The sequence below is a fragment of the Hyphomicrobium sp. genome, assembly GCF_003987855.1.
Taxonomy (GTDB): domain Bacteria; phylum Pseudomonadota; class Alphaproteobacteria; order Rhizobiales; family Hyphomicrobiaceae; genus Hyphomicrobium_B.
The window spans coordinates 1-20102 of record NZ_RXIZ01000016.1 but is presented as its reverse complement, the minus strand read 5'-3'; the positions used below and the strand labels follow the sequence as shown (position 1 = coordinate 20102).

General features: G+C 57.6%; 17 protein-coding genes and 1 pseudogene. 13 read left to right on the top strand and 5 right to left on the bottom strand.

The window, feature by feature from the left end:
• Nucleotides 1–623: 623 nt before the first annotated feature.
• The gene (locus EKK30_RS15970) at nt 624–1286 is read right to left on the bottom strand and encodes a transglutaminase-like cysteine peptidase (protein ID WP_290986554.1); all 663 of its coding nucleotides are present in this window, start codon (nt 1284–1286) and stop codon (nt 624–626) included.
• A gap of 175 nt (nt 1287–1461) precedes the next feature.
• Between EKK30_RS15970 and EKK30_RS15965 the strand changes: the two genes are divergently transcribed.
• Nucleotides 1462–2784, top strand: coding sequence for a DUF3754 domain-containing protein (locus tag EKK30_RS15965; RefSeq protein ID WP_290986553.1), 1323 nt, complete (start codon nt 1462–1464; stop codon nt 2782–2784).
• A 259-nt stretch (nt 2785–3043) separates the two neighbouring features.
• Here EKK30_RS15965 and EKK30_RS15960 read toward each other — a convergent pair whose 3' ends face one another.
• The 3 genes from EKK30_RS15960 to EKK30_RS15950 all read right to left on the bottom strand — a co-directional run bounded on the left by EKK30_RS15960 (nt 3044) and on the right by EKK30_RS15950 (nt 4580).
• The gene (locus tag EKK30_RS15960) at nt 3044–3346 is read right to left on the bottom strand and encodes a hypothetical protein (RefSeq protein ID WP_290986552.1); all 303 of its coding nucleotides are present in this window, start codon (nt 3344–3346) and stop codon (nt 3044–3046) included.
• Between the two features lie 249 nt (nt 3347–3595).
• Complete coding sequence (locus EKK30_RS15955) at nt 3596–4153, bottom strand: DUF2726 domain-containing protein (protein WP_290986551.1); 558 nt, start codon at nt 4151–4153, stop codon at nt 3596–3598.
• A 250-nt stretch (nt 4154–4403) separates the two neighbouring features.
• Nucleotides 4404–4580 carry a hypothetical protein gene (locus EKK30_RS15950; RefSeq protein ID WP_290986550.1) on the bottom strand — a complete coding sequence of 59 codons (177 nt, stop codon included), beginning with the start codon at nt 4578–4580 and terminating at the stop codon, nt 4404–4406.
• Nucleotides 4581–4815: 235 nt separating this feature from the next.
• Between EKK30_RS15950 and EKK30_RS15945 the strand changes: the two genes are divergently transcribed.
• A complete protein-coding gene (locus EKK30_RS15945; protein ID WP_290986549.1) occupies nt 4816–5757 on the top strand; it encodes a CysB family HTH-type transcriptional regulator in 942 nt (313 codons plus the stop codon).
• Nucleotides 5758–5800: 43 nt separating this feature from the next.
• On the opposite strand, the gene ssuD is transcribed toward EKK30_RS15945, so the two are convergent.
• On the bottom strand, nt 5801–6970 hold the full coding sequence (gene ssuD / locus EKK30_RS15940) for an FMNH2-dependent alkanesulfonate monooxygenase (protein WP_290986548.1): 1170 nt from the start codon (nt 6968–6970) through the stop codon (nt 5801–5803).
• A 399-nt stretch (nt 6971–7369) separates the two neighbouring features.
• On the opposite strand from ssuD, the gene EKK30_RS15935 reads away from it, so the two are divergent.
• The 11 genes and pseudogenes from EKK30_RS15935 to EKK30_RS15885 form a co-directional block, all read left to right on the top strand.
• A complete protein-coding gene (locus tag EKK30_RS15935) occupies nt 7370–8647 on the top strand; it encodes a porin (RefSeq protein WP_290986546.1) in 1278 nt (425 codons plus the stop codon).
• Between the two features lie 451 nt (nt 8648–9098).
• A pseudogene (locus EKK30_RS15930) lies at nt 9099–9566 on the top strand (NAD(P)H-dependent oxidoreductase); the annotation flags it as partial.
• Between the two features lie 177 nt (nt 9567–9743).
• Nucleotides 9744–10859 (top strand): dimethylsulfone monooxygenase SfnG, encoded by a 1116-nt coding sequence (gene sfnG / locus EKK30_RS15925; RefSeq protein ID WP_290986645.1) that lies wholly within the window; start codon nt 9744–9746, stop codon nt 10857–10859.
• 130 nt (nt 10860–10989) lie between these two features.
• Complete coding sequence (locus EKK30_RS15920; protein ID WP_290986644.1) at nt 10990–11814, top strand: ABC transporter ATP-binding protein; 825 nt, start codon at nt 10990–10992, stop codon at nt 11812–11814.
• A complete protein-coding gene (locus EKK30_RS15915) occupies nt 11811–12707 on the top strand; it encodes a branched-chain amino acid ABC transporter permease (RefSeq protein WP_290986545.1) in 897 nt (298 codons plus the stop codon). The genes EKK30_RS15920 and EKK30_RS15915 overlap by 4 nt, the downstream gene beginning before the upstream one ends.
• Before the next feature lie 2 nt (nt 12708–12709).
• Nucleotides 12710–13774: a branched-chain amino acid ABC transporter permease gene (locus EKK30_RS15910; RefSeq protein ID WP_290986544.1), complete on the top strand. Its 1065-nt coding sequence runs from the start codon at nt 12710–12712 to the stop codon at nt 13772–13774.
• Nucleotides 13775–13812: 38 nt separating this feature from the next.
• Nucleotides 13813–15189 carry an ABC transporter substrate-binding protein gene (locus tag EKK30_RS15905; protein WP_290986543.1) on the top strand — a complete coding sequence of 459 codons (1377 nt, stop codon included), beginning with the start codon at nt 13813–13815 and terminating at the stop codon, nt 15187–15189.
• 65 nt (nt 15190–15254) lie between these two features.
• Complete coding sequence (locus tag EKK30_RS15900) at nt 15255–16091, top strand: ABC transporter ATP-binding protein (protein WP_290986642.1); 837 nt, start codon at nt 15255–15257, stop codon at nt 16089–16091.
• 14 nt (nt 16092–16105) lie between these two features.
• Nucleotides 16106–17362 carry an SfnB family sulfur acquisition oxidoreductase gene (locus EKK30_RS15895; protein ID WP_290986542.1) on the top strand — a complete coding sequence of 419 codons (1257 nt, stop codon included), beginning with the start codon at nt 16106–16108 and terminating at the stop codon, nt 17360–17362.
• Between the two features lie 28 nt (nt 17363–17390).
• The gene (locus EKK30_RS15890; protein ID WP_290986540.1) at nt 17391–18881 is read left to right on the top strand and encodes an FAD/NAD(P)-binding protein; all 1491 of its coding nucleotides are present in this window, start codon (nt 17391–17393) and stop codon (nt 18879–18881) included.
• Between the two features lie 400 nt (nt 18882–19281).
• The coding region (locus EKK30_RS15885) for an alpha/beta fold hydrolase (RefSeq protein WP_290986539.1) at nt 19282–20102 on the top strand (821 nt) is incomplete at its 3' end.

Here is a 20102-nt window from a genome sequence, read left to right as displayed (position 1 = left end):
GCACGTGCGTGCGTTCAAACACGGGAACACGCTCAACCGCTATGTCCGTAACTGACCGAGGATACGAGGAAGCAAAAACCGCGCCGCTCCCGATCGGGATTGAAGCACCGGTCGAACAAAAGCGACCAAGATATAACACGCAAGCAGGAGGAAGGCTGCGGGTCCGACGATTTGGATGAGCTGCTCCAACATGTCATCGATAGGCCTAAGCATTCTATTGATCGATGCTTCCATTCACGCTCTTCCGCTCGTTTCCGTGCTCAACCACACTCGCTAAGTGCCGATGCTTAGGGCCAACGTGACGACCGACGGCGAAGTTCCTCCTGGAGATACCGGTAGCGGAACAACGAGTTGCGTCGCACGTTCGTTGGTCATGTGAACGCACGAGGACCGAGATGTTTGGTGACAATGTTGTCTGGGTAAATTTCAGAGTTGCGAAGCAGGATCGAGACATGCGGCCTCTCACACTGATCGAACGTTTGGAACTGCAATCGCGGTCAAAGTCGCGGCCGAGTCAGGATGGCGTAGACGTGATCACGGCGCTGCATAAACCCGTTCTAGTACGAGACCGATAAGCCTCAACTGTGTTGCTGGGGCAGACCAAAGATCATTGTTGGAACTGGTCATCGTGACGTGATTGAGCCGTCCGTGAAGTCGGGTACGGCAATCGGCGCAGGCAAAACGTCGTCGTTTGGATCAAGATCGACCCAGATTTTCGGATTGTATGACGACTGCCTCATCTTGTAGCTGTAAGCCGTCTTGTACCAGGGCTGCACGACGTCGGTCCGGTTGTCTAAAATGAGATCGCCAAAATTCGTTCGAGCCGTAAGTACGGCGTGACCTTCTCCATTCTCGATGCGCACCACGGTCATCAACAGCGCACTGGATGGCCACCCCAAGGCGATCAGAATGTGTCGCTTGAGAAGAGCATAATCCTCGCAGTCACCCCTCCCATCCTTCGGGATCGTCCAATAGTCTTCGATGCCGTAATGTTCGATATCGGTCTCAGGGAGGATCGAGTGGTTGACCTGCAGATTGATCTCTTGCAGTTGCTTTAATCGGGTCGCCGTCTCCGCGAAGTTCTGAACAGCGCCGTGTTGTCGGCATTCAGCGGGATCTTCGAAGCAAAACCGGTAGAAAGCCAGCGGTGCCGCGACTGGTCCGTACTCTTGCATGAACAGCGAGCGGACGACACGTTGCGGGCGAACGCCTGCTTCATCGGCGCGCGTCTGCTGTGAAACGATCAACGCCAGCGGCGCCGCGAGCATCAAAACAACAGAACGCATCGCATGGACCCCTTGACCACTCTCAGTCAGACGCAGGATCGAGGACGGCTCTTAAGAGACAACTAACATCATGGCGCGTGAACATTTCCGAATGAACTAGCCGTTTGGCCGAATGTCATCGTGGCCCTTACCGATGCTCGCCTTGAGCCAACACCAGATGGCGCCTGGAGGGGACATGGCGAGCAGCACGGAAGCAACGGACGCCTTCGCGACGGATGACCGAGACCAATTCATCCCCATTCGCAAGACAGAGCTCGTGCAGGCTTTGCTCAGCGACTGTCTAATACGGGCACCGGCGCTCCATGAGCAATTCCAACAATTATGCCGCCTGTTATCGGCGATTTTTCACTACGAGTATTTCGAAGCTCTCGAAAAATTGCGTGATGATTACCACTATTTCAATCCGGACTTGGATTCTAATACGGAAGCGAACTCGCCGGACCTTGCCACAGCGAGAGCTGAATTCCTGGAAACCCTCGACCAGGTTCTAAAAGGTGCAAACTATAAAGAGATCTCGCTGGAAGAGATCGAGAAAGCCCACTCGGATCGGCCGAGCCTGCGGGTCAAGGTCAAAGCGACGACGGAGAACTATCACAAGGTCAGCTTCTTCCGCCGAGGCCATCGCATCGAAGAAGTAAAGCACAGCCGGTGGGCAGGACTGAGAACTCGGATCGTTCGAACGAGAGTATTCGACAACGTGATCATGATGGTCACGGTAAAGTTGCCGGGCGAGTTGCAATCGAAACGACAGGCCAAAGCACTTCAGGTCAATCAGCTTCGACCCGGTACAATCCTGATCAAATATTTCCGCCAAATTGCCCTGTCGGACCTGCACATGCTCCTGCCTCGCGTGCGCGTGGTCATGGGCACCTACGACAAGATGACCATTGCAGTTCCAGCGCTCGCCGGTGGCATCCCGCTTTTGCTGAACGCCATGCCCACCCTCACCGTGCTTTTTCTCGTAGCCGGGTTTTACCTCGGGCTAACTGGGCCGGTTGAGCACGAGCAAGTCGTCAAAGCCCTCGCTGCACTGAGTGGGGTTTCCGCCCTCGCTGGGCTCGTCATGAGGCAGCGTTTGAAATACGAGCGTTTGTCTCTGAAATATCAGAAGCAGATTTCCGACCATTGCTATTATCGCAACGTCAGCAACAACATCGGCATATTTGATTTTGTGGTCGGCGCTGCGGAAGAGCAGGAATGCAAGGAGGCGTTTCTTGCGTACTATTTTCTCATGACATCGAATGGACGCGTCGCGCAGGAGGAAATCGACCGACGCATTGAAGCTTGGCTCCAGGAAAAATTCAAACTCGATATCGATTTCGAAGTCGATGATGCGCTTGCCAAACTTGACCGGCTTGGACTTCTCCTGCGAGACGGAAACGATCTTTCTGTCCTGCCTCCCGATAGGGCGCTCTTCGTTCTCGACCAACGCTGGGATAATTTCTTCCCCTTCGCGAACGAACTCGAAATAGGGCAGCAAGCCGTCATGAACGCATGACCGCTGGCCTCAGTCCGTTCCGGCAGACGCATAACAAATATCCGCCGGCCGACGGTCCGGTCCACTGGTGGTTCCTGGAAGGGCGGCGGAATATCCAGCTCTCTGAGGTTCGCTCACCTTTTTGCTCAAAAGCAAAAAACCAGCTGGAGCCGCCCGGCGGCTTCAACTGGTTTGCAATTTTTACCGACCAACGGGGCAGAGGTCTTCAGGCCGGATCTGCGAAAGACACTCTAATCTGCCTATTCGCCGAGCGTGCGAACTAGGCAGGGAAGCAGAGCCAGGCGCCAAGGCAGGTTTTCGGCGTCGTCACTTTGCACGCCAATTGCGAGGAATGACACGTCGACGTGCCCGCGCCGTCATCACATTTCGTATGGACCGGACCCTTACCTACGCGGCCCTGCCCATAGATGACGTTGGCAAGACCATGTGTCGAAAAGAGATAAGCGATATCGTGGGTCACAGCTTCGCCAACGGCCCCTACCTTGACGCAGTCCGCATGAGCCGTCGCCGAAAGGCCGCACATTACCGCCGCAGCGGCCAAGCCGAGTTTCAAAGATCGCATTTGCCCCTCCAAAAATGATCTATCCAGTCGGGAAACTAATTGAGCGCGTAACCCCCGACAACAGAACAGCCCCGTCACAAGCCGATTCTCCTGAAAGGAACAGGAAACCGTGCCGGATTTGCCACCCCAGGCAGCCTTAATGCCTATCACGAGTCGCACCGAAAGCACCTGCGGGCGGCTGACTAGAACCCATGGCCGAAGTTGTCAGCCCGCGTCGGCGCGGCCGGCAGGTTCCTGACGCGCTACCTGCTAGGCCACACCCGAAGCGCCCAACGCCTGCCGCACCCTCGCCGCCACGTCCGCCTTGGAAAAACCGGGCATCACCTCCAACAGCGTCAAACCAGCGGTACGAAAGGCTTCTCGCTTGACGGCGTCTCGCAGGTTCGCCGTGCCTTGGTAGTGCCCGGAACCCTGATACTCCACGACGAGTACCGCGTAGCCTCGCGAGTCGACAACCACGAAGTCGGCGCGCTTAGAGTTGATCGACCGATACGCGAGATCGGCCTCAGCGCCACCTCCTGGTTTCGGGCGCAAGAACTCGCCGAGCACGGTCTGCGCCATGACCCTGTGACCGCGCCCGCAGCTTCTCACCACCTCTTCAAGCACAAGTAAGACCTGGAACTCGCTTTTGTTGATGAGCGGCTGCCGCTCGAACTCCACCCGCGAGACGAATTCCAATTGCTTCTTAGGGTCGCTGACACCGTTTGGTGGTTGCGCCGACCGGCGTCGCAGCAGCAGCCACGCGACGAAAAGGGCCAGCGCGACACCTAATAGCCAGCCGAGCAAACTGTGCAGTCCTGAGGGCATGAATTGCTGGGTAGGGATGAGTTGATTTCAGGCGGGATCCCTCGGGCATGAACCGAGGCCAAGGCCGCGAGCCGTAAGTGCTGTGCCAGGAGTCGACGATCTTGATAAGTCCCCCAGCCCCCCGCAGGGAGGGCGCGGCTCCTTTGAGAAAGCTATCCTGTAGCGCTACCCGCGACCAAAAAGCGGCCCCCGCTACGGTGGACCTAGAGGCAACGCTCCGCTGACAACCGCATTCGCACCCTGCTCGCCTTCAGGCGACCCTGGTCATACGCGAGTTGGTTACGGCGAGAACCTGGCTCAGCCTCGTCTTCGCCTTCTGCAATTCGTCAGCAATGTACCCCAAGTCCGGCCTTGAGGCCGCGAGGCTCTCCAAGTGCTCGACGGATCGCGTCAGGCGGTAGATTGGATCGACCATCTTCTTACGCATGGTTGCTCCTCCCATTCCTTTGTGGAGGATGAACCACCGTTCCGATCACAAGTTCACACAGCTCACGATCACTTTTTTAGTTTTTTCTGCCCGCAAGCTGTCAGCGCCGATCTGCTCAACGCACGCGCGTACACCTCGGTGTATGTAATAACGGAATCATAGATCCGTCTTTTGAATACCGCCAGCTTTCCGCTAAACGCGCCAACGCGCACTGCGCGGGTCACTGGCATCGAGAATGAACCTCAAGCAGCTTCGTATTCTCCGAGAGATCGTTCGCTCCAAATACAACGTGACGGACGCAGCATCAGCACTCTACACTTCCCAATCCGGGGTCAGTAAGCACATAAAAGATCTCGAGGACGAGCTCGGCGTGGAGCTATTCGAGCGGCGCGGGAAGCGGCTGCTCGGACTTACAGAGCCGGGCGCTCAAGTCTTGAGCATTGTTGACCGGGTCCTCCTCGAGGCCGACAATATCCGTCAGGTGGCGTCAAAGTTTTCGGACGACAAAGGCGGCACGCTGACCATCGTGACGACGCATACGCAAAGCCGCTACACCCTTCCCCAGGTCTTCACACAGTTCCGCAAAATCTACAAAAACGTCGAGGTGGTGCTGCTGCAGGCGCATCCAGGTGACGTTCCCCAATTTCTGATCGAGGGCCGTGCGGATATCGGGCTCGCAACAGACACGCTCGAAGGTAATCCGGATCTGCTGACGTTCCCGTCCTATTCATGGGAGCACTGCGTTGTTGTGCCCAAGGGCCACCCGCTCCTCAAGCAGTCGGCAGTGACGCTCGCGACATTAGCGGAGTACCCCCTCATTACCTATCATACTGGATTGACAGGACGCCGTCAGATCGATGCGGCCTTCCAGAAGCATCAACTTCGGCCACGCATAACTATGGCCGCCATAGACTCCGATGTCATCAAGGCATATGTCGAACTGGACTTTGGAGTGGGCATCATAGCGTCGATGGCTTTCATCCCGTCCCGCGACACGAAATTGCAGAAGCTGAAAGCCGCGCATTTGTTTCAGCCGTCCACAACATGCATTGCTGTGCGTCGCGGCCGCATTCTGAAAGATTACGCTTATCGCTTTATTGAAATGTGCGCTCCGAAAGTGACAAAGGAAGTTGTTCAGGCGGCGGAAGAAGCGGCGAACGTGCGCGGCCTGGATTAAAGTTCTGCCTCCGCCTTCCAAATAGCGCTCCTAGTTGGAGCGCCTACGATTGCGAAGCCTGACGCAAGTCGTTACGCACTAGGACCTCTCCGAATGGCCCGGTGTTGACCGTTCCTGTCGAGCGTGCCTTGGCATGTGAAAGCGGAAGCAAAGGAAACACCAACTCCGCGAACCGGAATGCTTCTTCCAGATGAGGATATCCTGAGAGCACGAACGTATCGATGCCGAGTGCAGCATATTCCTTGATGCGCGTTGCGACAGTCTCAGGATCGCCGACAAGTGCGGTGCCCGCACCGCCTCGCACAAGGCCGACACCAGCCCACAAATCCGGACTGATTTCAAGATTGTCGCGACGGCCTCCATGCAGCGCCGTCATTCGCTTCTGACCAACCGAATCCATCCGGGCGAAAATTTTCTGAGCAGCGGTGATCGCGTCGTCATCCAGATGCGTGATCAAACTCTCTACTGCTTTCCATGCGGCTTCTCTCGTCTCTCTGACGATTACGTGAAGGCGAATGCCGAAGCTCAGTCGTCGACCTTCTTTTGCTGCGGCAGCCTTGACCGACGAAATTTTCGCGGCAACTTCTTTCGGCGGCTCTCCCCACGTCAGAAATTTATCGATAGCCTGTGCAGCAACACGGATCCCGGCGTCGGAGGATCCACCGAAATAAAGTGGTACCGACGGCTTCTGTACCGGAAGGTATTGCAGGCGCCCGTCTTCGATCTCCACGAAGCGTCCCTTAAAATTCACCGTTTCGCCATCGAGCAGCGCCCGGTAGACGCGCAGAAATTCGGAGGTCAGCTCGTATCGCTCTGCGTGATCGTGAAACAATCCCTCCCCGCGATTTTCGACTGGGTCGCCACCTGTCACTACGTTTATGAGGACGCGGCCCGCAGATGTCCTGTCGAGTGTCGCTGTCATGCGCGCCGCCACTGTCGGCGATTGCAGTCCAGGTCTGACAGCCACAAGGTATTTCAAAGTCGTGGTTTGTGGCGCAAGAGCGGCAGCGACAATCCAAGAATCTTCACAGCTTCGCCCCGTCGGCAAGAGAACGCCGTAGTAGCCAAGCGCATCTGCGGCAAGCGCGACCTGCCTCAAATAATTGTAGTCCGCTTCACGCGCACCAAGCGCCGTCCCTAAATACCGTGCATCTCCAAACGTCGGAAGAAACCAAAGTACATTGAGACCAGATGCGGAAGTGTCTTCGCTCATCGCGTATCTTTCGAGAAGCCGTTTTTGGCAAGTTGAGCCTCCCGTTTTGAATGGGCGTGACCGGACCGGTCCAAGAAGAAAAATCGAAATGCATATCCGATTTTCTAATTCGCCGAGAGTGCCGTCGATCACCAAAAAGGCCGATACGCTTCGTTCCGCGAGCTCTTAGAAAAGGCGGCCCGAAAATTACGGCTCAGACGCGGTCTGCAATTGCAGCTGGTAATCGCCGAATATCTTTAGCGAAAACAAATATTTTACACATCATCCGAAGCGGCCGAAGGCTTGCGCCTCCATCGAGCCGTGCACTGCTGATCGGGGGAATGACATCAGCAGGACCACTGTTTTCAAACTTTTATGCCGTGAACGGCGGCGTAACAGCAATGCATTGGGGGAGTGAGGATGTCGAGAAATGTGCTTGCCGTCATCGGTGCGGCAGGGTCGCTCTTGATTTGGAATTCAAGTCTCGCGCAAGCGGCAGATCTCGGCGGCAACTGCTGCGCCGATCTCGAGGAACGCATCGCGGAGCTCGAAGCAACCACCGCCCGAAAGGGCAATCGCAAAGTTTCGTTGACAGTTACAGGCTGGGTGACCGAACAGGTCATGTGGTGGGACGATGGGCATGAATGGAACACCTACGTCATCGGCCTCGGCACGAATTACGCCAGTAACGTTCAGTTCGTTGGCTCCGCTGAGATCGCTCCAGGTTATTCCGCCGGATACGTGCTGCACTTGGAGCTTCGCGACAACAACATCTATTCGATCAATCAGAACCGCGCGGATTCCACCGACGCAAATACCGTAAACGCCAACGAATCGTACTGGTATCTCAAAAGCGACCGCTATGGCAGAGTCGCGGTTGGAAAGCAGAGCCCCGCGGGCGACAACGCCAATTTCAACTCCGATCTGTCGGGGACCCAGGCCGCCGCATATTGGGTCGCATACGACACATGGGATTTTGGAATTCGGCTAAGCAATGGCAGCTTTTCGAACTTCACCTGGGGTGGCGGGAAGAACGCTTCTGGCGGGCAATGCCATGGCTGGGGCGGCGGGCCAGGCGACTGCGTAGGTTCGCCACGAAACGAGGTCCGTTATGACTCACCCGTAATCGCAGGCGTTCAGCTGGTCGCTTCTTGGGGTGAGGATGACGAATGGGGCGTCACCGGCTACTACACCGCCAATTGGGGAGACTTCCTCGTCAAAGGTGTTGCCTCGTATTCCGGAACCAACGATCCGAACCTGGTCGTGGCTAACCCCGCTGTTGCAGACTTTCAACCCAGTTCCCACTATCTTCAGCTGGCCGGCTATCTGGAACATGTGCCCACCGGCATCTGGGGCAACTTCCAGTGGGGTCACATGGACAGCAAGGGATATGAGTCCAACGACGTCTACTACGCAAAAGCGGGTATCAAGCTAAAGCTGACGTCCCTCGGCGTCACTCGTCCGTATGGTGAATATCTCCGCGCCAACAACGGCATCTACGACAATGACGGCAACTTTGCACCTGGCGCGAGTCAGACGTTCTACGGCGCCGGCATAGCGCAGGACATCGATGCCGCCGCGATGCAAGTGTGGCTTCGCGCGAGGGTGCTGTCGGCGGATATTCCACGCTCGCTTACTGGAGGCCTCAGCACGGACGACTTCACCGAAGTCGTGGGCGGGGCGTTGATTTCGTTCTAGCGCCACCGCTGTCGCAAATCCCAGCTTTGATAAAATTTGAAGCGGCATCACGGTTATCTGGGCTCGAGTCACCAAGGCTCGGGCCTTTACCGTCTCCAGCGCCGCTCAGTCTCTGAAATTCAATATGCATTTTTGCGCATATCGTAATCGCGATTTCGCGCTGATCGCTAAACAGGAAAAACAAATGAGAAATTGATATTTGACCCTCGCGCCGGTTGGGCACTAACTCGATTGCAGCGGGGATTTGAGGACGGCGCGACGTGCAGGTGAAATTAAAATTTGGCGCCTCTGTTTCGCACGCAAAATGCGGAAATGCGCTTACTCGGAATCCAGCGCACGAAGACCTTACGATACGCGGCCACGAGGGCGCCGCAGCTTAAAGCCCAATCAAAACTAGAAATGCGACAACTGAACATGTTCCGGGTCGCTCCGGAAAGTGGGGTTGAAGTTTATGCCTGCAAGCCGACAAGCTGCGTCTGATCTCTCGGACGCGCACGCGCTGAAAGTCGTTCTCGTAAGTGGCAGCCTGAAAGCGCCGTCTCGCACCAGAACGCTTGCCGACGCAATCGTTCGTTCCATTTCCAAACGGCGATCCGCAGCAGTAGTAACGATCGATTTGGCGGAGACCGGGGCGCAAATCGCGCCGCTCATCTCGCGCGACGGCATACCACAGAGCGTCGAAGAGCTTTTCCTAGCCGTTGAAACCGCTGATCTACTCGTTGTGGGCTCACCCATTTACAAGGCTTCGTATACGGGCCTTTTCAAGCATTTCTTCGATCTCATCCCGCCAACGGCATTGAGTGGTCTGCCGGTAATCTTGAGCGCCACCGGCGGATCAGATCGTCATGCGCTCGCTCTCGACCACCAGTTTCGCCCGCTGTTCAGCTTCTTCAACGCCGCACCTGTTCCAACCACGATCTACGCCACGGATCGTGATCTCGACTACACGGAACTGAAAAACGAGCAGATTTCCGACCGCATCGAGCGGGCGGTTGACGAAGCGCTGCTCGCAGCCAGCGTCAGACCGCGTAGCGAACCTCCTGCAAAACTCAGTCTCGTCGCCAAGCCTACGGGCACAGCCCCACGGAGCAAAAGCATGCCAGCACCGCTGCCCCCATCCTCACCCAGCAACATCAAATTCGCATACTGGGTGCCGAACGTTTCCGGCGGCCTTGTCATCTCCAATATCGAGCAGCGAACCGACTGGGGGCTCGATTACAATATCAAACTCGCGCAAATCGCCGAGAACTCGGGTTTCGACTATGCCTTGAGCCAGATAAGATTTACCGCGGGGTACGGCGCAGAATTTCAGCACGAGCCGGTGTCGTTCAGTCAAGCCATCCTGCACAATACCAAGAACATCAAAGTGATCGCCGCGCTTCTGCCGGGTCCCTGGAATCCGGCCGTGGCCGCCAAGCAGATTGCCTCCATCAGCCAGTACACAAACGGCCGCATCGCGGTGAATATCGTCAGTGGCTGGTTTCGCGGCGAATTCGCAGCCATTGGCGAACCTTGGCTGGATCATGACGAACGCTATCGCCGCTCTGAGGAGTTTATTCGCTCTTTGCGCGGGATCTGGTCTGACGACAACTTCACGTTCCGCGGTGATTTTTATAGGTTCAACAATTACTCCCTGAAGCCAAAACCGCTCGACCCGCTACCGGAAATTTTCCAGGGCGGAAGCTCACGCGCAGCGCGCGACATGGCGGCCCGGGTATCTGACTGGTACTTCACAAACGGAAACACGCCCGAAGAGATCAAGAAGCAGGTCGACGATATTCGCGCCAAGGCCCGGGAACATGGTCGAAGCGTTAAGATCGGCGTCAACGCCTTCGGCATTGTTCGTAAAACAGAGCAAGAGGCTCGTGCAGTTGTCGCCGAGATCATAGCGAAAGCCAACCCGGAAGCCGTTCATGCCTTTGGGCACGAAGTGAAGAACGCCGGCAAGGCTTCTCCGGAAGGAGAAGGCAATTGGTCCACATCCACCTTCGATGATCTCGTTCAATATAACGATGGCTTCAGAACCAATCTCATCGGAACGCCGACTCAGATTGCGGAGCGCATTGTCGAGTTGAAGAACATCGGCGTCGATCTCGTCCTGCTCGGCTTCCTGCATTTCCAAGAGGATGTCGAATCCTTCGGTCGCGACGTCATTCCACTAGTCCGCGAGTTGGAGGCTCGCGGAACTCCCCACTTTCAGGCCGCGGAATGAGCACGATGTCAGAGCCACCCTTCCTGAGGCTGTGCCGGATACGGAGGCATCGGTGAGCGCGTTCGCCTATGCAGGTAGTCTCGCCGCGGCCGACGATCGGAACACGCAGGTGACCTCGGACGCCGGAGCGCTGTTAGCCCCAGCCTTCGACGCCCAGAAAGCCCGAACTGTTCTATCCCTGCGCGGCCTGACGCTTAGCTTTGGAGGCATCAAAGCCGTCTCGGACATCGATCTCGATGTCTTCCCCGGCGAGATTCGCGCGATCATCGGACCGAATGGAGCCGGCAAAAGCTCTCTCATCAACCTGATCAGTGGGCTCTATCGCCCCCAGCGCGGCACGATTGCGATCGATGGCCAGGTGTTCTCCGCGGTTCCGGCGAGCCGGGCCGCCAAGCTCGGCATTGCTCGAACGTATCAGAACCTCGCGCTTTTCAAGGGATTGACGGTCTTCGAAAACATCGTCACGGGGCGCTCGTCGACGGTCCGCTCAACGTTTATCGAGCAAGTTCTTGGCGTCGGGCGCTCGCCAGCAGAGGAGCGGGACTCCCGCGAACGCGCGGATACGGTGATTACCGCCTTGCATCTCGAAGCCATTCGAGAGCGCCCCGTCGGCACATTGCCATATGGCCTGCAAAAGCGCGTCGAACTCGCGCGCGCGCTCGTCGCCCAACCGAAGCTTCTTCTCCTCGATGAGCCCATGGCCGGAATGACGAGCGCCGAGAAGCAGGACATGGCGCAATTCGTCCTTTCTGCGAGGGATGACTTCAACGCGACAATCATTCTGATCGAGCACGATATCGGTGTCGTCATGGGAATTTCCGACAGGATCGCTGTTCTCGATTACGGCCGCAAGATCGCCGACGGCAGCCCCGAAGACGTCCGCAACGATCAGCGCGTCATCGACGCTTATCTCGGAGTCGCTCATGAAGATGATGCAGGAGCGCCGGCCCAATGACGAATTTCGATCCGGCATTCTTCGTCGAAGTTCTCGTTGGCGGCCTCTTGTCCGGGGTTATGTACGCCCTCGTCGCGATCGGCTTCGTGCTGGTCTACAAGACATCTGGCGTATTCAATTTTGCGCAAGGAGCGATGCTCCTGTTCGCGGCGCTGACGTTTGTCAGTCTGGTCGAGAAGGGTGTCCCGTTCGCTCTCGCCTTCCTCGTCACGCTCGCGGTGATGGCCCTACTTGGTATTGCTATCGAACGTACCGTTCTAAGACCGCTTGTGAACAAGCCGCCGATCACCCTCTTCATGGCAACGCTCGGCCTTGCATACGTGCTCGAAGGTAGCGCCCAGCTCTTGTGGGGAACGCAGGTTCACGGGCTCGAACTCGGAATCGATGACAAGCCCTTCATCATCCACGGCGTTCTCATCAGTTCTTTCGATCTTTTCGCGGCGGCGGTGGCGGCCGGAATGGTCGCTCTGCTTGCCTTCGTCTTCCAGCGAACGCGCATAGGCCTCGCATTTCGTGCGGTCGCGGACGACCAGTTCGCCGCGCTTGCAGTGGGACTGCGACTGCCGGTGATCTGGTCGGCCGTGTGGATCGCGGCGGGGTTCGTCGCTCTGATTGCCGGGCTACTATGGGGCGCGCGTCTCGGCGTGCAATTCTCCTTGTCCCTCGTCGTGTTGAAGGCGTTGCCTGTCCTCGTGCTCGGCGGCTTTGACTCCATTCCCGGCGCCATCGTTGGCGGGTTACTGATCGGCGCAACAGAGAAACTCGCGGAAGTTTATCTCGGCGGCTACGTCGGAGGCGGCATCGAAAGCTGGTGTGCGTACGTTTTTGCGCTCGGCGTGCTTCTCATTCGGCCCCAGGGGCTCTTTGGACAACGGCTTGTCGAGAGGGCCTGACAATGACGAACGCATATGACGCTCAACAGTCGCGAGGGCTTTTGCCAGCTTGGGGCTATCTCCTTGGCATCGGTGTCGTGGCCTATGGCATCGTCCCGTTATTGGCCTCTGATTACGTTTATGACGCCATACTCGCGCCGTTCCTTGCTCTGAGCCTTGCGGCTGTTGGACTGAACTTGCTGACGGGCTACGCGGGCCAGGTTTCGCTCGGATCGGCGGCATTCATGGCAGTCGGCGCCTTCGCGGCTTACAATTTCAATCTTCGAATAGATGGCCTTCCCTTTATCCTGAGCGTTTTGTTCGCAGGACTGACCGCGGCCGGTTTTGGCGTTGTCTTCGGATTACCGAGCCTGCGCCTCAAGGGTTTCTACCTTGCACTATCAACGCTCGCGGCTCAGTTCTTTGTCGAATGGGCACTGACCAAATTCGACTGGTTCTCCAACTACAATTCGTCGGGCGTGATCGATGCGCCGCCCATCGTCATTTTCGGTGTACCTTTCTCAGGTCCGAGCGGGCGCTATTACTTCGCGCTTACCGTCGTCTTACTCCTGAGTGCCTTCGCAGCACGGCTCGTCAACACACAGACCGGACGGAACTTCATTGCCGTACGGGACAATGAAACCGCTGCGCGCATCATTGGCGTGCCGGTGTTCAAGACCAAACTTCTCGCGGCCGCCGTGTCATCGTTCATCATTGGCATTGCGGGCATCCTATGGGCCTTCGCCTACCTCAGGACAGTCGAGCCTCACGGCTTCAACCTCGACCGTTCATTCGAGATCCTCTTCATCATCATCATCGGCGGACTGGCGACACTGCGAGGCGCGTTCCTGGGAGCGGCTCTTATCGTTGTACTACCGCTGGTGTTGTCCCGGATCGGCACTCTTCTTCTTGGCGGCTATTTCAACTCGGGCGTCCTGGATATGAGCCAGCGCATTCTTATCGGCGCGCTCATCATCGTCTTCCTGATCGTAGAACCGGATGGCCTGGCGGCGCTTTGGATTCGAGCGCGCAACCGCTTCTTCGGCGCCTTGACCAGCCGCCGACCAGCACGGGAAGTCACCGCATGAAAACTCTCCACCTCGCATTTAAACGAAGGGCACCTCGCATGGAACGTCATCGCAAGAAAACTTCTTTCCTATCCGGACTCGCTGCTTCTCTCACGCTTTTCGCTGGCGCGCTGACGACGAGCGCTTCCGCCGATGAACAATTTTTTCCGCTCCAGAGCTACCGCGTCGGCCCTTACGCCGCCGGTGGCACAGGTTTCTTCGGCGGGACCATCGATTATTTCAACTTGATCAACAGCCGTGACGGCGGCGTCAACGGCATCAAGCTGACGTGGGATGAGTGCGAAACGCAGTACGAAGTCGAACGCGGCGTAGAGTGCTACGAGCGTTTAAAGAGCCACGCAAATATCGCCGCTTGGAATCCGTTGTCGGTGGGTATCGCTTACGCGATGATCGACCGTATCACGCAAGACAAGGTTCCGCTTATCACGATCAATCACGGGCGAACGGATTCAACCGACGGTCGCGTCTTTCCCTATGTATTCCCGCTCCTTCTCAACCCTTACAGCGAGACCTCCGGAATCATCAATTACATCGCCGCTAAGGAAGGCGGCGAGGCCAATTTGAAGGGCAAGAAGATCGTGGTCCTTTACCACGGCTCGCCTTACGGCAAGGAGACGATCCCGATCTACGAACTGTTGAGCAAGAAGTTGGGCTTTACCGTCCAGCAGATTGAGGTGCCGCATCCCGGCAACGAACAGCAGGCGCAATGGCTGACCATACGCCAGGCGAAACCGGATTATGTAGTCCTGCGCGGTTGGGGCGTTATGAACCCCGTGGCGCTGAAGACTGCGCAGAAAACCGGGTTCCCGGCCGACCACATTATCGGCAACGTCTGGTCCAATTCGGAAGAGGACGTCATACCGGCAGGCGATGCCGCTGTCGGCTATACGGCGATAACGACGCAAGCCTCGGGTGCCGAATATCCCGTTCTCCAGGAGATCGTAAAAACCCTTTACGACAGCGGTAAAGGCAATCTCGAAGACAAGAAGCGGATCGGCAGCGTCTATCATAATCTCGGTATCGTGAATGGCATCCTCAACGTCGAAGCCGTCCGCATCGCTCAGGAGAAATTCGGAAAGCGCACGCTTACCGGCGATGAAGTTCGCTGGGGCTTTGAACATCTGCACCTTGACGAAAAGCGCGTTGCGGACTTGGGCGCTAAGGGTCTCTTTCATTCGATCAACGTCACTTGGGACAATCACGAAGGGGATGGTCGCGTGACGTTCCAGCAATGGGACGGCAAAAAGTGGAAGGTGGTCTCCGATTGGATCGCGCCTGATTGGAAGCTGCTGCGGCCGATCATCGAAAAGTCCTCCGAGGCCTATGCCAAGGAAAAGGGCCTCAAAATCCGCTCTGCGGGCGACGCCGACAAAGTTACGTCGATCGACGTCAAAGGCGAGAGCACCAAGAATTGACAACCTTTGCGATCGCCAATCCTTGGCGCGGCCAAGGAGCGGCGATCGTCCTGAAGGAGGGTGCGATGTCGAATTTCGATCAGCTGCTCAGCGTGGATCGGATCTTCGCGATCTACAATCATTCTGTCGCCGCTTTGCACGGGGTAAGTCTGTCGGTTCGCACCGGCGAGGTGCGCGCGCTGCTTGGCGCCAACGGAGCCGGCAAAACGACGACGCTGCGAGCGATCGCAAACCTTCTCGGCGCACAGCGAGGCTCCGTCACCTCGGGACGAATAGTGTTTGACGGGTTGGATGTCCTCAAGATGCCGCCATCAACGCTCGTTCAGGCTGGCCTCGCATCTGTTCTTGAAGGCCGCCACGTCTTCAAATCGCTCAATGTCGAAGAAAACCTGATTGTGGGCGGTCTCGCGCGCGGTTCACGGCGATCCGAGCTATCTGCCGACCTCGAACGGATCTACGCCCTCTTCCCATCGCTCCTTCCGAAGCGGAAGATCGCGGCAGGACTGACATCCGGCGGCGAGCAGCAGATGGTAGCCATTGGGCGAGCACTAATGTCCCGACCGCGCTTACTTATTCTCGATGAACCATCGATGGGGCTTGCGCCAATTGTCGTCAAGGGGATCTTCGAAACGCTCAGAGCGCTCAATCGAAACGACGGGCTCACCATTTTGATGGCCGAACAGAACGCCGCTATCGCGCTCCGCTATGCCGACCAGGCGACCGTCATCGAGAACGGCACAGATGTTTTATCAGATACCGCCGACGCACTTCGGCGAGGAGACTACGTCAAGGAGTTCTATCTCGGCTCCAACGTCTCCACGGGAATTAAACGCGAAGCAGGACCGCAGCAGCCTAGCGCCGTCTCGACATCTGACGAGCTTCAGACAATCGCAGCCGAATAACATTGGAGACATTCATGAACCTCGCTCTCGTCAACCCACCCGCGGATCCTCAAGCGCTGAAAGGCGTTCCTCCCGTGCCTCGCCCCAAGGATCGCGCTTACGTCATCAAGGACGATGCCGAAGCGATCGCCGTCGCAAAACGCATCGCAGCTTATCTTGCTACCGGCGCATCCGAGCGGGATCGCGAGCGGAAATGGCCGGTAGAGGAACTCGATACCTTCTCGCAAAGCGGGCTATGGTCGATCAATGTACCGAAGCAATTCGGCGGCCCGGAAGTTTCTTACGCGACGCTGGCGAAAGTCATCCAGATTATTGCGACCGCGGACCCCTCGCTCGCGCAAATCCCACAAAACCATTTGGGCGTCATCGCGGCCATTCGTACGACCGCGAGTGAGGAACAGCAGCGACTGCTATTCGCCGAAGTTCTGAGCGGAACGCGATTGGGCAACGCTTTCTCCGAGTTTGGATCGAAGCGGGCCGCTGAATTTGAGACGAAGTTCGTAGACGCTGGAGATCACGTCGTTGTCACCGGAAAGAAGTTCTATTCCACAGGCGCCCTTCTCGCGCACTTGGTCCCCATCGTGGCCATCGATGACCAGGGTCGCGCGTGGTACGCGATCGCCGATCGCGGCGCCCCGGGACTGACGGTTATTGATGACTGGTCTGCATTCGGACAGCGCACAACGCTGAGCGGCACCGTCCTCATCGATAACGTCAAAGTACCCAAGACACACCTCATTCCAGGTTATAAAGGATACGATCATCCCACAGCCGATGGCCCGACCTTCCAGATCATCCAGGCCGCAGTCGACACCGGTATCGCCGAGGCCGCAATCCTCGACGCCATCACGTTCATCAAAACGAAGTCACGGCCCTGGATCGACAGCGGTCTTGAGCGCAATTCCGATGATCCTTACGTCATTCAAGCGATTGGCCAGCTGAAGGTGCGCCTCAGCGCCACAGAAGCTCTGCTGGAGCGCGCGGGCATCGCGGTCGATCTTGCCGTGCGGGAACCCAATGCAGAAACGGTCGCCGCAGCACAAATCGCGGTCGCCGAATCAAAGATATTCAGCACCGAGCTGGCGATCGACGCATCGAACAAGCTCTTCGAGCTCAGCGGCACACGGTCTGTACTGGCGGAACATAACCTCGATCGTCATTGGCGAAATGCGCGCACGCACACACTCCATGATCCCGTTCGCTGGAAATACGCAATCGTCGGCAACCATGCGCTCAACGGCGTCAAGCCGCCACTCCACGCATGGAGCTGAGCTGAATTGATTGCGGCGCGGGGTGATCATGGATCACCCCGTTTCAAGGCCTGCTCCCGATAACGGCGCGGAATGCATGGGCAATAACAGCTATCCATCGGTGGCCATCATCGGCGGCGGCCTATCCGGCGCCGCCGTCGCGTTCCATTTGGCGAGACGCCATGCGAGCGCGACGCTGACGGTATTGGAGCCTCGTGCCACAATCGGAGCGGGCCTCGCTTACAGTACCCCCGATCCAGCACACCGGATCAACGTACCCGCCGCGAAGATGAGTCTCATCCCGGCGGAAGATCGTCACTTCGTGGATTGGATTTCCCGAACGCACGCGATTGCGGATGACCCCGAAGCTGTATCCAGCAACGGCGAGGTCTACGCGCGACGGATCGTCTTTGGCAGGTATGTCTTCGATCACCTCAAGCCCTGGATCGCAAGCGGTCGCATCGCACATGTACGGGATAGTGTGCGCGCGATAGCAAGGGCGGGCTCCCACTGGTCTCTGCAAACCGCATCGGGCCGAACGCTTTTGGCCGATATCGTCGTTATCGCGACGACGCACCCGGCACCGGAAGTACCGCCGATTTTGGCCGACGGCCTCAAGGATGATCCGCGGCTCATCATCTCCGACGCGATGACGGTTTCGCCGCTCAGCGGAATTGAACCGGAAGCGCGCGTGACGATCATCGGAACGGGCCTCACGATGGCCGATACCGTCGCGTCGCTCGATCGGAGAGGCCATCGAGGCACGATCACTGCCATCTCACGTCGTGGACTGTTGTCTCGGCCGCACGCAACGGTGCCCTATCAGCCCTTCGGACAGTTCGACCAAAGCGCGCCCTACTCCGCGTTAGATCTCCTGCGGAAAATCCGCACGACGATCCGCGAGGCCGACGCGCTCGATTTGCAGTGGCAGGCCGTGATTGATCAGGTACGGGCTCAAGCTAGCGCCTTTTGGCCGAAGTTGCCGGAGACCGAGCGGCGAAAAATCGTCCAGCATCTCCGGCCTTACTGGGATGTTCACCGCTTTCGAATCGCGCCGCAGGTGCAACGCGTCATCGCGCGACGCCGGTCGGAAGGCACGTTCACATCCCGCGCGGCGTCGGTAACTGCCGCCGAAGCCAATGCCGATCACATCCTCTTGCAGCTCCGCACTCGGGGGAAACGCGCTCTGGAGGAACATCGGACTGATTACGTCATCGTCACGACGGGCCCAGCACACAGCCGGGCCGTGGAAGTGGAGCCGCACCTCAACTCGCTCGCATCCGCTGGGTGGATCAGGGCGGATGGTTTGGGGCTTGGCATATTCTGCGATCGGCAAGGCCGCGCTATTTCGCGCGAAGGTCAGGCGGTCAGCAGTCTGCTGATCGCCGGGCCTTTGGCGCGCGCAACCTTCGGCGAATTGATGGGACTTCCGCAGGTGACGAGCTACGCTCAAGAGATAGCCAATCAGGTCATCCAGGAACTCGACCGGATGCGGATGGTTGGCCAACCCATGCCCGAGCAGTTTGCCAAGGCGCGCTGATTTTAGCGGAGGATGACGGTCAGATATTGATCGTCGAAGCTTCAGCCGCTGAGCTATGGGTGGAGATGACCACGCCTTTGCTCGAGATACCTGCCGTTCGAAGCCTCCAAGTAGTCTCGGGAACGCCAGCGCCAGAGACGCCAAGTTCATCGCCCGATTTGCGATTGTTCACCGCTCTATTGTTGGTTCAGTTGTATAAACGCTGCAGTCATCATCCCTTGGCTGGGAACCGACTCTTCGAAACAATAAATGCCAGTCGCCGCATCGAGCGCGGCAGCCGTGCCCCACTTAGTTCTGACGGAATCCCCATTCTGGCCTACTCTAAAGCGTACGTTCAGTCGTCAAGTCGCTCCCGCTTCAGCTATGATCGATGCGATAGGAAGGGTGAACGGGACACCAATTGACGGAAACAGCATCGCGCTCGCTAGTGGCGCTCGCAAGTCTGGTACTGATCGCCCTTGGGCTGTGGGGTCTTGAGAGCGCGCGGCAAGGGCTCGTGATTACGCAAATGTCGGTCGGTCAGACCCCAGCGACCATCTATCGTCGTGCGGAGATCACAAAAGCTCCGGCGGTGATCATCGCGCATGGCTTCGCCGGTTCTCAGCAGCTGATGCAAGCGTATGCACTGACACTCGCGCAAGCGGGCTATATCGCCGTCACATTCGACTTTGACGGTCACGGCCGGAACCCCACGCCCATGTCCGGTGACGTAACGCGTCCCGACGGCACCACTCGAATTCTAGTGCGCGAAATCGGGCGCATTACAGATGTCGCGCTAGACCTTCCAGAGGTGGACGGTCGCGTTGCTTTGCTGGGGCATTCGATGGCGTCCGACATCATCGTGCGACGCGCCGAGGAAGATCCGCGCGTTGCTGCGACGATCGCAATCTCGATGTTTTCCGATGCCGTGACGCCCACAGCACCCCGAAATCTCCTAGTAATCTCCGGCGCCTGGGAAACTTATCTGCGCCAGGATGCGCTGAAGAATGTCCGTCTCGCCGAACCAGCGGCCAACGAGGGCGAAACAATAGGCGACCCGGCCAAAGATACTGGTCGCCGGGCGGCGGTCGCCCCGCATGTCGAGCATGTCACAGTGCTCTATTCGCAGGCAGCGCTGCGCGAGGCGCGCGATTGGCTTGACCGTGTCTTTCATAGAACCAGCGATGCCCCGGTGGCGAGTACCGGCGGCTGGATTGTTTTGCTGCTTGCGGGAATAGTCCT